General features: G+C 43.7%; 12 protein-coding genes, 1 tRNA gene and 2 pseudogenes. 3 read left to right on the plus strand and 12 right to left on the minus strand.

Annotated features, from left to right (window positions below; genetic code table 11):
• A pseudogene (locus tag GKS34_RS15595) lies at positions 1-100 on the plus strand (transposase); the annotation flags it as partial.
• 13 nt (positions 101-113) lie between these two features.
• On the opposite strand, the gene GKS34_RS15600 reads toward GKS34_RS15595, so the two are convergent.
• Positions 114-374: a GIY-YIG nuclease family protein gene (locus tag GKS34_RS15600; RefSeq protein ID WP_163385922.1), complete on the minus strand. Its 261-nt coding sequence runs from the start codon at positions 372-374 to the stop codon at positions 114-116.
• 38 nt (positions 375-412) lie between these two features.
• Here GKS34_RS15600 and GKS34_RS23815 point away from each other — a divergent pair.
• Positions 413-838 (plus strand): annotated as a pseudogene (locus GKS34_RS23815) (transposase); the annotation flags it as partial.
• 135 nt (positions 839-973) lie between these two features.
• Here GKS34_RS23815 and GKS34_RS23475 read toward each other — a convergent pair.
• The 6 genes from GKS34_RS23475 to GKS34_RS15630 form a co-directional block, all read right to left on the minus strand.
• Positions 974-1,558 (minus strand): alpha/beta hydrolase, encoded by a 585-nt coding sequence (locus GKS34_RS23475; protein ID WP_240459325.1) that lies wholly within the window; start codon positions 1,556-1,558, stop codon positions 974-976.
• A gap of 90 nt (positions 1,559-1,648) precedes the next feature.
• Entirely contained in the window at positions 1,649-2,017 is a 369-nt protein-coding gene (locus GKS34_RS23480; RefSeq protein ID WP_240459326.1) for an alpha/beta hydrolase-fold protein, read from the minus strand.
• Between the two features lie 539 nt (positions 2,018-2,556).
• The gene (locus GKS34_RS15615) at positions 2,557-2,787 is read right to left on the minus strand and encodes a hypothetical protein (RefSeq protein ID WP_163385923.1); all 231 of its coding nucleotides are present in this window, start codon (positions 2,785-2,787) and stop codon (positions 2,557-2,559) included.
• Positions 2,788-3,163: 376 nt separating this feature from the next.
• Positions 3,164-3,236: transfer RNA gene (locus GKS34_RS15620), tRNA-Thr, on the minus strand.
• Between the two features lie 147 nt (positions 3,237-3,383).
• On the minus strand, positions 3,384-5,192 hold the full coding sequence (locus GKS34_RS15625; RefSeq protein WP_163386111.1) for a DUF349 domain-containing protein: 1,809 nt from the start codon (positions 5,190-5,192) through the stop codon (positions 3,384-3,386).
• Positions 5,193-5,631: 439 nt separating this feature from the next.
• Positions 5,632-6,201 carry a YqgE/AlgH family protein gene (locus tag GKS34_RS15630; protein WP_163385924.1) on the minus strand — a complete coding sequence of 190 codons (570 nt, stop codon included), beginning with the start codon at positions 6,199-6,201 and terminating at the stop codon, positions 5,632-5,634.
• Between the two features lie 96 nt (positions 6,202-6,297).
• Between GKS34_RS15630 and pdxH the strand changes: the two genes are divergently transcribed.
• Positions 6,298-6,936, plus strand: a complete 639-nt coding sequence (pdxH, locus tag GKS34_RS15635; protein ID WP_163385925.1) for a pyridoxamine 5'-phosphate oxidase — start codon at positions 6,298-6,300, stop codon at positions 6,934-6,936.
• Positions 6,937-7,251: 315 nt separating this feature from the next.
• Here the strand turns inward: pdxH and bshB1 are convergent, their stop codons facing one another.
• The 5 genes from bshB1 to pnp all read right to left on the minus strand — a co-directional run bounded on the left by bshB1 (position 7,252) and on the right by pnp (position 13,235).
• Positions 7,252-7,968: a bacillithiol biosynthesis deacetylase BshB1 gene (gene bshB1, locus GKS34_RS15640; RefSeq protein ID WP_163385926.1), complete on the minus strand. Its 717-nt coding sequence runs from the start codon at positions 7,966-7,968 to the stop codon at positions 7,252-7,254.
• A 26-nt stretch (positions 7,969-7,994) separates the two neighbouring features.
• Entirely contained in the window at positions 7,995-9,026 is a 1,032-nt protein-coding gene (locus GKS34_RS15645) for a M23 family metallopeptidase (RefSeq protein WP_163385927.1), read from the minus strand.
• Positions 9,027-9,038: 12 nt separating this feature from the next.
• Positions 9,039-9,980: a thioredoxin-disulfide reductase gene (gene trxB / locus GKS34_RS15650; RefSeq protein WP_163385928.1), complete on the minus strand. Its 942-nt coding sequence runs from the start codon at positions 9,978-9,980 to the stop codon at positions 9,039-9,041.
• A 156-nt stretch (positions 9,981-10,136) separates the two neighbouring features.
• Positions 10,137-11,000 (minus strand): sigma-70 family RNA polymerase sigma factor, encoded by an 864-nt coding sequence (locus GKS34_RS15655; RefSeq protein ID WP_010853621.1) that lies wholly within the window; start codon positions 10,998-11,000, stop codon positions 10,137-10,139.
• Between the two features lie 99 nt (positions 11,001-11,099).
• Positions 11,100-13,235 (minus strand): polyribonucleotide nucleotidyltransferase, encoded by a 2,136-nt coding sequence (gene pnp, locus GKS34_RS15660; RefSeq protein ID WP_163385929.1) that lies wholly within the window; start codon positions 13,233-13,235, stop codon positions 11,100-11,102.
• Positions 13,236-13,240 lie beyond the last annotated feature (5 nt).

Below are 13,240 nucleotides of genomic sequence, written 5' to 3' on the forward strand. Positions count from 1 at the left end.
AACTGCAAAACTATTATTCTCTAAGAAATGGGTCATCTATTGCAAAAAACCATTCTTTGGCCCCAAACAGGTCATCGAATACCTGGGAAGGTACTCTCATTCACCCCGTTGGATTATGGAAGTAATTGGAAAGTCTGTTTTTTTAAATATTTTTTCCCATTACCTGACTTTAAATACTTTTCCCTTCTGGTCGCATCCTGTTGATGTAAACAACCCTCCCAATAGATTAAATCCAAAGGTCTTCTTTTATTCGTTGATGGGACTTTACCTTGGTTATGTTGATCAAGCCTTGCATTTAAATCAGCTGTATATCCAGTATAAAACTGCCCATCATATTTACTGAAAAGAACATACACATAAAAATATTTGTCCATAGTTTTTTAATGAAATTTAATAAAATCCTACGGGGTAAATTGCCATCAGCAACCAACGAATCAAAAAATTCCAAAATAACAAGGTAGATTTTACGGTAAAGAATTACCGGAAACAAGGCAAAAAGGAAACCTACACACTAAAAGATGATGAATTCCTAAGAAGGTTCACGCTTCATATCCTACCCAAAGGCTTTACCCGAATCAGGCATTATGGCATCCTGGCCAGTGCCTTCAAGGCTACCCACAAAGTCAATATCGACAGTCAGATCGGTCAGGTTATAATAGAAGTAGGGATAACACCAGCTTCCCTGCTCAGAAGGTGCCCTTTTTGCAAGACCGGAGAACTGCATACAGTGGCATGTTTCGACCAAAGGGGGCCACCATCAAACTGGTTCAACAAAATCAGCAAACAAAACAAAAAGCACCTGGTACCAACGACCAACTTAAAAACAGCTACTTTTTAAATCTCCCAGCACTATAAAAACAAAAGGGGAAAACCATTCCCCATAGTACCTCTAATTCCCAGCACCCGTTCGTTCAACACTGCATTCAGACTAGGCTGTTCCAGCCGTCAGAATGCTTAGCTATTGTAGCACGTTTCATTCGTTAAATTTTAAATACGTATTGAAGAAAGGAAACATGTCATTCAAAGCCCTGCCATCATCAGTCCATAGCTTATTGCTATGATCACCAATATATTCTTCAGCATAATGATTGATACCTAGGTTTTCAAGCTTTTTACTGAACCGTAAGCAAGTTGTAGGAATATGTTCAGTATCTTCATTCCTTCCCCAATCAAGTTTTAAAGCCTTTATTTTTTTAAGATTTTCGATGTGATAGTCGACCATTCCGATAACTGATTTTTGTTTCCGTACATTTAATACTTCATAATTTATAATCAAGCTGTCATTTTCGTATTCGTAAGGAAAATTCGTATAATATGGAGGTTTATCTAGATTTGGAGTATATGCCCTCCCCATTGCCACAATGGCATTGGGTTCAAATTCATCCCGGCCGGTAATTAATTGTTCTCGGGAAGAAATTTCATTTATTCGTCTGTATGCGTTTCCCCGAATTCCAAATTCTTCTGTGATAACCCCCAATGTGGCAGGAGACAGAGCATAAACTGTTGAAAATACTTCAGGTGTAATAGCTCCTTGCCCACCCATTGAATGACCTGCCACTCCTAGGCTATCTCTATTAGGAATGGTTCGATAATTTTTGTCTATTAAATGCGACTAGGTCCTTTCCTGTAAAGTCAGCCCATTTCCCAGTTAGAGTTGAATTAGTATACCAGCTTCCTCTATACAAAGTGTGTTGATCTGGCATAACCACATCATGGGTCTTATTTTATTGGTAGCAATCGCTTTATCCAATAATTGGTCAAAGTGATTCCGGACAATCATCAGGCTGTCACTCCATGTAAAACCATGTAAATAGTATAGTACTGGATACATCTGCTCACTTTCTTCATATACAGGGGGGAGGTAAATGGTCACTCTGCGGGTTGGATTTTCTCCACCCGGATTTTCCAGAAGTTCAGAATAAAGATGGTCAACAACCACTTTTCCGCTCGGATATTGAGCTACGGCTACATTTACATTGAGAAAGATAGCAATTAGTGCAATGATAACTTTTTTCATTTTATTGTGTTTCAATGTGCTACAACATCTGTAAAAAGCTATGTCTTGAAAGGGGAGTTGCGTGTATATGTACTCAGAATATTATTAAACAATTTAAGGATTTCGGATAAGGAATCAAGCGGAGACACCTCCTTTTTGTTGGAAACCGCCAGGATATGGCTGTAAATCTTAGCGGTGGTGTATTGACCAGCTATGTACCTGATATAATCATCCGCAAATTGCTAGCAGATTGAAGCAAGCGCTTAACAAAACTAAGAGGTAAGGTATTTATCTTTTGCCCAGGAATTGATCCGGCTTGCTTTTACGGCTTTTCTGAAGTACTGTCCGGAGTCGCCTATTGGCCGCCGTCCTACGCTTCAGATAGCCAAAAATAGAACCTTACGCTTTGTAACTCATACGCAGTTCTTCCTATAGGACGGGCGATACCAGCGTATTTGCGATGATTTTCGTTTAAAAAATAGGATCCGATTTGTACTTCGTAAAATGAGCCTGCTTTACTGAAGGGTAATAACGGAAAAGCAACGCACCCCTTTCTATTTTCAAGGGAGTCTATTTGCTCTTGTTTTTGAACAGTAGATAATGTCTCCTGGCCAGGAGTTGTTTATGTGTATCTTCGTCCTCCAGATGATACGGGACAAAGCCCTGCCCACTTCCCAGGCCAGTTCCATCTCGGCTTTCTGCTGATCCAGGGCTTCCCATAGGTAGGTTACCCGCATTTCCTGTACTGGATCTAAGGCGAGTTTATGGACATAAAACCAATCGGTCTCCATGGTCACTTATTTACCTACAGGTTACGCGTATGGATTTGTTGATACAGTACTTCTAAAAAGCCTCGAATTGCCTTGTCATACGCGTTCCCTTTGCCACCTGTTCCCAATTACGAGAAACAACCCCTCCGCTGCTTTCAACAGTCCACCTTCGGCGCCTGCCCCTCAGATACCATGCTTATCCAATAATCGGGAATCCTGAGCACGAGAAGCCTTATAAAACCCTTTTGATGGAAGCTGTTGGCTGGATACTCCTTAGGGATGCTATTCCTCTCATCCAAGGCGGTAAATCGCCCGCTAAGAACCCATTTTTGTGCAAATGGTGTGCAAATAAAAAAGGCACCACAAGTATAATACCTGTAAGTGCCTGATAATTAAGAGCCTCCTGTCGGGATCGAACCAACGACCTACTGATTACAAGTCAGTTGCTCTACCAGCTGAGCTAAGGAGGCTTCGGGAAGCATTTTTATCTTTATTAAAAGATGAAAGGATCATTTATCCCCGAATGCGAGTGCAAATATAATTTTATACGCTTGGTAAATCAAAATTTAAGCCAGAAATTTTACCCAAAAATTACTAGGTCACTCAATCTGAGAAGTTTAAAATTCCCGAATGATGGACAGTTTTTTCTTTAACTTATCCACTTCCTGTTCGGCTTTATCTATTTTCTCTTCAAACTGGTCTTTTAATTTATCCGCCGTTTTGGATGCGGCAAAAAACTCCAGGTTGTTGCGCCAGAGGGTAATGTTGTTTTCCAAATCGGAAATTTGCTTGCGGATACCATGCTCCTTTTTATTGAGCACCCGGGTGCTATTGGGGTCGGACTGCAGTTTGTTCAGATTGAGACGAAACAGAAAATCATCCTTGTTTTCCCCATCCAGATCCAGCTTGCTCATATAGACATTTACGGCCTCATTGAATTTGGCTGAAATGTCCTTCATGCTCTTTCTGGGAACAAAACCAATTTGGTTGAACTCCAGGATCAAAGATTCCAATCCATCAGTACTGACTTCATCCGGCTCGTTGGCGGCAGTCAAAATGCGGGTACAAACTTCCTCTTTTGCGGCCAGATTCTCTTCAAAAGCCTTATTCGTTTCCTTATTGGCATCCCTGCGATTATTAAAGAAGGTATCGCAGGACTTTTTAAATCGGGTATACAGGTCATCCCGGAATTTCTCAGGAAGGGGGCCCAGTTCTTTCCATTCCTTTTGTAATTGGATCAGATGATTGGAAGTTTCCTTCCAATCGGTGCTTTCCTTATGAGATTCCGCATCGGCAATCAATCCTTCCGCTTTTTCTTTGTTTTCATTTCGAATCTCATCCAGCTCCTTGAAGAACTGATTTTTATGATGGAAAAATTGCTTAAATAATCCCCAAAACGTTTTATTAATCTCTCTTCCGGATTCCCTAGGCACGGGTCCTATGGCTTCCCATTCCTTTTGAATGGCTAGAATTTCCTTGGTCTTGGAGTTCCAATCCCTTATTTTTTCTGCTTTAAATTCTTTAAAAGCGGATAGCTTTTCGATCAGCTTTTCTTTTAAATCCTGATTGGCTTTAAATACTTCTTTTTGACTGTCGTAGTAAGCTTTCCTTTTGTTGTAAACCGCATCTGAAGCACCTTTAAATCGAGCCCACAGGGCTTCCTGTTCCTCTCTCGGTACAGGTCCTATGTGTTTGAATTCCTCGTGCAGGTCGTTCAGCACACGGATGGCTTCTTTAATATCTTCCAATTCAAGCAAAGCCTCCGCCTTATCACAAAGCTCCAGCTTGCTTTCCAGGTTCTTCTTCCGGTCTAATTCTTTAAGTTCAAAGTAAATACTCCGGTTATCGTAAAACCGATCCATCAGGGCATTGTAGGATGCCCATAGGTTTTTATTCTGGTTGTGCGGTACAGGCCCGATTTTCTTCCATTCTTCCTGGATCTTTTTGATGGTCTCTATGCTGTTGGTGGTCTCCTCCCCATCCACCAAATTCCGCAATCTGTCCAGGATTCCATTTTTCTCCTGGGCATTTTTCTCCTTAGACCGCTCAAAATCCTTTAGTTGCTGGTGCTTCCTATCCTTAAATTGCTGGTAGGTAGCAAAAAACTCCCTATCAGCGTCCGAGCCCCGAAAGTCAAACCCTCCTTCTTCGCCTCCTTCTTTTATAAACTGCTGAAGCGCCTCCTCCTTTTCCTTGGAATAATATTCTTCGTAATGATTTTTTATTTCCTGAACCAGACCATCCCGCTTTATAAAATCTTGTTCCTGTGCGAAATCTTTCAAGGCCTTTAACAACTGGGGTTTGGTGAAGTTATTAAAATGCACTTCTTCTTCGTGCTCCTCCTCCTGGTTTTCATCGGCTTCCGAGTCCTGGGCCTTCAGCTCCTCCGCTTTCTCCTTTTCTTCCTGGGGTTGATCGGATTCCATATTCTGAGCCTTCAACTCATCCTTCTGAGGCCCTTCCTGAACTTCATTGGATTCACCATCCCGTGCGGTCAACTCCTCCCCTTTCTTCTGTTCTTCCTGAGATTGATCGGATTTCACACCCTGGACATTGGACTCACCTGCCTTCTGCTGTTCTTCCTGATTTTCATCGGTCTCCCCATCATGGGCCTTCAGCTCCTCTGATTTCTCTTCCTTTGCCTGATTTTCCGCGGATTCCTCATCCCTCGCGTTCGGCTCTTCTCCTTCCTGCTCCACGTTCTCCTGATTCCCCGCTTCTGTTGCATCCAAACCTGATTTTTGGCTATTTGCCAAATCTTCAGTAACCTTATCCGTTTTACCGGAAATTTCTTTATCCTTATCCATAATCGTCTTGTATTCCTGCGTATTTCAAACCATGCTAAACAAAAGTAGCAATTTTGGGCTAATTAAGTCTTGGGTCTATCGGATAATTTGCCAAAACCTGGAAATCACCTCCCATCTCTTTCAATATTACCCGCCAAAGATCATCTGGTTCTGCCTTAAAAATATTCCGCGCATGGGTATTATCGCATACGATCCAGGTATTTCCCGTCACTTCTTCATCCAACTGCCCCTGATCCCATCCGGAATATCCAATGAAAAACCGGAAATCTGCACTATTGATCTTCCCCTGCCGGTATTTTTCCATCAGTTCCGCAAAGTCTCCTCCCCACCACAATCCGTTTCCAAGTGAAATGCTATCTTCTAAAGCCTGCTCTCCCTGATAAATAAAGTGAAGGGTGTTCTGCTCCACAGGCCCACCTACATACACTTCCTTGTCCTGAAGATCACAACCATCCAGCAATTCATCCAATTTAAAAATGGAAAGTTTATTTAATACCAACCCAAAAGAACCCATCTCGTTGTTTTCACATAGCAAGACTACCGACCGGACAAAATTTTCATCCTGCAGAAAAGGCTCTGAAATCAGCAAGCTTCCGGATTGAGGCGATATGTTAGGTAGTGGCGTCATTAAAAATATTGAATACGAGGCTTTAATATAAAGTAAAAATTCTTAATTACAATATATTTGTAATTCTAAATTGGATTTGTGGTTTAAAATAGAAAAATGAAACTAGCTGACATAAGAAAGGAATATTCCTCTAAAACTTTAGATATAAAAGGGATGTTTACCAGCCCACTAGCACAATTCGAGTTATGGTTATCAGAAGCACTTTCCGCTCAGGTAAACGAACCTACCGCCATGCATTTGTGCACCGTAGATGCGGAGATGAGGCCGGCGGGAAGAATTGTTTTACTCAAAGGAGTAGATAAGGGGTTTGTTTTTTTCACCAATTATGGCAGTAAAAAAAGTCAGCAACTCTCCCATCAGCCCTATGCTTCGCTTACCTTTTTTTGGCCGGAATTGGAGAGACAGGTACGCGTTTCCGGTAGAGTGGCCAGGATTAGCGCAGCTGAATCGGACGAGTACTATCTGAGCAGGCCTCAGGAAAGCCAGATTGGAGCCTGGGTCAGTCCACAAAGCCAGGTAATTCCGGATAGGGAGTTTCTGGAAAAGAAATTAGTGGAAGTGGTAAGCAAATTTCAAAAAGAGCCCCTGAAAAGACCCGAACACTGGGGTGGCTTTCGGTTGGAACCGGAATCCATGGAATTCTGGCAAGGCCGGCCGGCTCGTCTTCACGACCGGATCCTGTATACGCTTCCCTCTAGCGACAGTCGTTGGAAAATGGAAAGGCTAGCGCCTTAAAGGGCGCACTGGTTTTCGAAGGTGACGATGTTTTTCGCCTTCGTTTTTTTTTAGTCATAGAGGACTTGACGGAGGCAAAAAGATCGCAAAGGTTTCTTCCCCAGTCGCTCTTTGTCCTTTGGGTTTTCAAGTTAATCCAGCATTACAAATACCTCAATCCCGTTTTCACCGCAATATAAGGGTGTAGAAAAATTCTCCCAGATTCTGTAATCTGGGTTTATCTGTGAAATCTGTGGTGCCCAGTAACGTTCGCCACATGGGGATCGTATTCGCTATCGGCAGCGGATTCGGTAGCATCGCAGCGGCAAACCCAATTTACAATAAATCAAAAAGATCGCTTACGCCTGTTACCCGTTCCACTGTAAATCCTTCTCCGTATTTTACATTGATTTTATGGCCCATTTCCCGGCTTCTTGCTTCGATAAAATCTAAAAAGTCCGGCCGGGAGATGAAACTTTCAGGTTCCTTAGAATCCGGATCATAAAACTGGGACTGGAAAGCCAGGATACTGTTAATCTTGGTCTCCCAATGGGAAGAAATATCCACCACCAAATCCGGTTCGATGTAGTTGTTTTGAATGTAATGGTAAATAAATTTTGGCCGCCAGGCTTCTTGCTGTTTCCCGTCTTTTTCGGTTTCCAGCTTTCTCAGTCCGCTGACAAAACAGGCATGGGATGCCAGGCTTCCGCCCTTTCCATGATCCGGATGCCGGTCACTTACAGCGTTGGCCAGCACGATTTCCGGACGATAGGTTCGCAGTACCCGTGCGATGGCCACCTGGTGCTCTTTATTGTCCTCAAAAAAAACATCCTGAAAACCCAGGTTCTCCCGTACACTTACGTTCAACATTTCGGCTGCTTTACCGGCTTCTTTAATGCGAAGTTCAGGCGTGCCCCGGGTGCCCATTTCCCCACGGGTAAGGTCCAGTATACCTACTTTATAACCTTTGGTCACATGTGAGGCGAGGGTGCCGCTGCAGGAAAGTTCTGCATCGTCGGGGTGTGCCGCAATGGCCAAAATATCGAGTTTCATAGCTATCCGTTTAGTAAAATCATTCTTTATTGTATTTGTAATCGCTGCCCGATGTGCAAAATGGAACGGGTGCTGATGCCGTTGAGCCGGGTGATCTGGCTCATTCGTACACCGTATCTTCGGGCGATCACCGATAAGTTTTCACCGGACCGAATGCGGTGATAAATGGCCTCACGAAGCATGATTTCATGATCAAAACTCTTCGAAGTCAGGGTATAAACGGGAGATTTTATCCTACCAATATCGAAATCAAATAATTCGGTAGGGTTGATCGAAAGCCCTTTATACCGTACCTCAAAATGCAGGTGCGGACCGGTACTTCGCCCGGTATTTCCCCCAAGTCCCACTATTTCACCTGCCCTGATCTCCTGGCCTATTTCTACACTCACTTTGGATAGGTGACCATATAAGGTCTCCAATCCATTTCGGTGGCGAATCACCACGTAATGACCATATCCGTATCGTTCATACGAGCGGATCCGTACAATTCCATCAAAGGCTGCTTTAACGGGATCACCCACATTTAATTTCAGATCCGTTCCATGATGCCAGCGATACCTTCTTTTTCCAAAATCAGAGTTAATCTTGGTGTTGGTCACTGGTGCACTCCAATTGGAGCCGAAATCAGGATCAAAAAGAATGACCGATAACGTATCGTTAAAGTCCCTGGGATCAAAATCATAGCTATTGATTTTCTCACTATCCCACAAACCATAATATTCATGGGCAGTTATCCAAATGCTATCAATAAGTACCTTTTCTGCCACTTCTACTAATATATTTGTAGGAGCCCATATCAGGGACGTGGTGTCTTCATTTACCAGCGAAAGTCGCTTTCTGAGATCCAGGTTTTCCTGGAAAATCAGCGCATCGGTAGCTTTTACCAGATCCTCCCGGTAACCATCTGCATCAAACATCTGGAATTTTCCCGGTAATCGGAGTCTTTTTTCTACCAATCCACTCTCCTTTTCAGAAGGTGCTTTTTCCTGGGCGAAACCATCAACATTGGCAAAAAGGTACAATACTAACAGCAGGATCCATTGCTCGGATTGCTTCATTTGCTATCCGGCTTATTCCTCCTGTGCTGCCAGAAACCGTTCAGCATCCAGTGCGGCCATACAGCCCGTACCCGCAGCAGTGACGGCTTGCCGGTACACATGATCCTGCGCATCGCCAGAGGCAAAAACTCCGGGTATATTGGTATGGGTGCTGCCCGGTACCGTTTGGATGTATCCATTGGCATCCATGTCCACCATTCCGGCAAACACAGAAGTATTGGGCTCATGACCAATGGCCACAAAAAAGGCTTCTACATCCAGCACTTTTTCTTCACCTGTTTGATTATTTTTTATCCGAACACCGTTTACTTCCTCTTCTCCGAGGATTTCCTCGGTCTCGTGGTTCCACAAAATTTCAATTTTGTCATTTTTCATTACCCGATTCTGCATGATCTGGGAGGCACGCAGCTCATCTCTTCGAACCAACATGTATACTTTTTTGCATATGTTGGCCAGGTAGCTGGCTTCTTCACAGGCCGTATCTCCCCCGCCGACGATGGCTACCTCTTTTCCTCTAAAGAAAAATCCATCACAAACCGCACAGGCAGAAACTCCTTTTCCATTTAATCTCGTTTCACTTTCTATCCCCAGCCATTTGGCCGCAGCACCAGTAGAAATAATGATCGTATCGGCCATCAGGGACTTACTTTCATCCACGGTAACCTTAAATGGTCGTTCACTCAAATCAACCTGAGTGACTACGCCATACCTTACCTGCGTACCAAATCGTTCGGCTTGTTTTTTAAAATCTTCCATCATTTGCGGCCCCATTACTCCATCCGGATAGCCGGGGTAATTCTCCACGTCGTTGGTGATGGTAAGCTGTCCTCCGGGTTGGACACCTGTATACATCACGGGGTTTAATCCCGCCCTGGATGCATAAATAGCCGCTGTATATCCTGCTGGTCCTGAACCAACGATTAACACTTTTATACGTTCAATTTCCTGATTCATTGTTTATTGGGTTACCGAATTTTAGCCAATTCCGAAATATATTGGATTAATAACAAAATATAAAAATAAAAAAGTTTAAAATTCCCTATAAAATTTCTCTTATATACAAAAAAAGGGCAATGAGCCCTTTTAAATTATATCATTCTCTCAAGCACCTTATCCCAGGTAGGGTTTCAATGTCTTGCTCCTGCTAGTATGCCTCAACCTGCGAATCGCCTTTTCCTTGATCTGCCGTACCCGCTCACGGGTAAGGTTGAATTTTTCTCCAATTTCCTCCAGGGTCATGGCGTGTTCCCCGTTTAATCCGAAATAAAGGGTAATCACATCTGCTTCTCGTTGCGTAAGCGTAGAAAGGGCTCGCTGCACTTCCTTACGGAGGGAATCGTTCATCAAACCGTCATCGGGTTTGGTCTCACCGTCATTTTCGAGGACGTCGAGCAGGCTGTTTTCCTCGCCTTGCACGAAGGGCGCATCCATGGACACATGCCTTCCGGAAATTTTCATGGTATCGACCACTTCTCCTGCTGTGACCTCTAATACTTCAGCTAGTTCTTCCGGTGAAGGCTCTCTTTCAAATTTCTGCTCCAGTTCCGAAAAGGTCTTACTGATTTTGTTCAGCGACCCTACCCTGTTTAAGGGCAACCTTACGATACGGGACTGTTCGGCAAGTGCCTGCAGGATAGACTGGCGAATCCACCAAACCGCATAGGAAATGAATTTAAATCCTCTGGTTTCGTCAAATCGTTGAGCAGCTTTGATCAAGCCAAGGTTACCTTCGTTGATCAAGTCTCCCAAAGACAAGCCTTGGTTTTGATATTGTTTGGCAACAGAAACAACAAATCGGAGATTAGCTTTGGTCAATTTTTCCAGAGCCAGTTGGTCACCTTCCCGGATTCTTTTGGCCAAAACCACTTCTTCATCTGCTGTCAATAGATCTACCTTACCTATCTCTTGAAGGTATTTGTCAAGAGACTGACTCTCCCGGTTGGTAATCTGTTTACTGATTTTAAGCTGCCTCATTCAATTTTATCTATTATTTTTAATGCACACATAACAGAAGTTTCCCGAAAATAAGTTCAATTTTCAGTAATTGTTCTAAATTTTCAGGAAACTTTCAGCTTATTTATCTTTTTTTTCAGGCTTTGGTAGCAAAGCTTTTCTGGATAACTTGTATTTACCTGTTTTTTTGTCGACGTCTATCAGCTTTACTGAAATTTCCTCACCAGACTCCAAAACGCCATCCATAGACTCCAGTCGCTCCCATTTTATCTCAGAGATATGCAACAAGCCGTCTTTTCCGGGCATAAATTCTACGAATGCACCGAAGGGCATGATGTTTTTAACTTTGCCGGTATAGACTTCGCCGATTTCGGGTTGCGCCACGATGGCTTTGATTCGGGCAATGGCTCCATCCATGGAATCCTGATTGTTTGAGAAAACGTTGATCTTACCCATATTATCTACTTCCTCGATAATAATGGTCGCGCCAGTGTCTTTCTGGATTTCCTGAATCACTTTTCCTCCAGGGCCGATTACAGCTCCGATAAGCTCTTTAGGAATCTGCATGTTGTAAGACCTCGGGGCATGGGGTTTGAATTCCCCTCGTGGCGCAGCCAGGGTTTTGGTAATTTCTTCCAGTATATGAAGTCTGCCTTTTCGGGCCTGATACAAGGCTTCTTTCAGCACATTGTAGTCCAGTCCTTCTACTTTCAGGTCCATTTGACAAGCCGTGATACCTTTGGCAGTACCGGTTACCTTGAAGTCCATATCTCCCAGGTGATCTTCGTCTCCCAGGATATCCGACAGGATGGTATAATTACCGGTTTTCGGATCCGATATCATTCCCATCGCAATACCCGTTACGGCTGATTTTATAGAAATACCTGCATCCATCAGGGCTAATGAGCCAGCACATACCGTAGCCATGGAGGAGGAACCGTTGGACTCCAGAATATCCGATACGATCCGGATGGTGTAAGGGTTGTCTGCATCTGCAGGCAATACTTTTTTCAAAGCTCTCATGGCCAAATTACCATGACCTACTTCTCTCCTACCCGGACCCCGGTTGATTTTTACTTCTCCCGTAGAAAATCCAGGGAAATTGTAATGCAGGTAAAATTTATTGAAGCCGGAATGAACGGCTCCATCTACCATTTGCTCATCCAACTTAGTACCCAGGGTACAGGTGGTGATGGATTGGGTTTCTCCCCTGGTAAAGATGGCCGATCCGTGTGCGGAAGGCAGGTAATCCACCACCGACCAGATGGGACGGATCTCGTCTGGATTTCTTCCATCCAGGCGTTTCTTTTCGGTCAAGGTGAAGTTTCTGGCTGCCTCTTTGTGAATTTTGCCAAAATATTTCCCTATCAGGGATTCGTTAAACTCGTGTTCTTCTCCCAGACTCTCTACAAAGCTTTCTTTGATGGCTTTGGTCAGATCAGATCGTTCCTGCTTATTGGGAATTTGCCGACTGACTACCTCATACAATTTGTCATAGAGGTCAGCGTTCATTTTTTCTAAAAGGGCTTCGTCATTTTCCTCGTGGCTGTACTCCCTCTTTTGCTCTTTCCCAACCAGTTTGGTCAATTCTTTCTGTACCTGACAATGCCTTTTCAACTCTTCATGGGCAAATTGAAGGGCTTCTACCATTTCATCTTCTGAAATTTCATCGCCTTCTCCTTCTACCATAAGGATAAACTCTTCTGAGCCTGCCACAATCAATTCCATGCTGGCCTTTTCCAAATCAGAAGGCTTGGGATTGATGGTGAGTTTACCGTCAATTTTAGCCACCCGTACTTCAGAGATAGGGCCATTGAATGGGATATCGGAAACGGCAAGGGCCGCAGAGGCTGCCAGTCCTGCCAGACAATCTGGTAGAATGTCCTCATCGGAGGACATAAGCGTGATTGTTATATTAGTGTCGGCATGGTAATCATCCGGAAAGATGGGCCGTATAGCCCTGTCTACCATTCTGCTTATCAGAATTTCGTAATCGGATAACCTGCCTTCTCTCTTTAAAAACCCACCGGGTATTTTTCCGGATGCGGCAAATTTTTCCTGATAATCTACGGACATGGGTAGAAAATCTACTCCCTCTCCGGCTTCTTTTTTGGTAACTACAGTGGCCAATAATATGGCTTTACCCATACGAACCACCACGGCACCATCGGCCTGCTTGGCCAGGGCACCTGTCTCAAGGATGATTTCCCTGCCATCTTCCAATGTGATGGTTTTTGAAATTAAATTTGGTAACATAAACT

This window comes from Cyclobacterium jeungdonense (assembly GCF_010994275.1).
In the GTDB taxonomy this organism is placed as follows: Bacteria; Bacteroidota; Bacteroidia; order Cytophagales; family Cyclobacteriaceae; genus Cyclobacterium; species Cyclobacterium jeungdonense.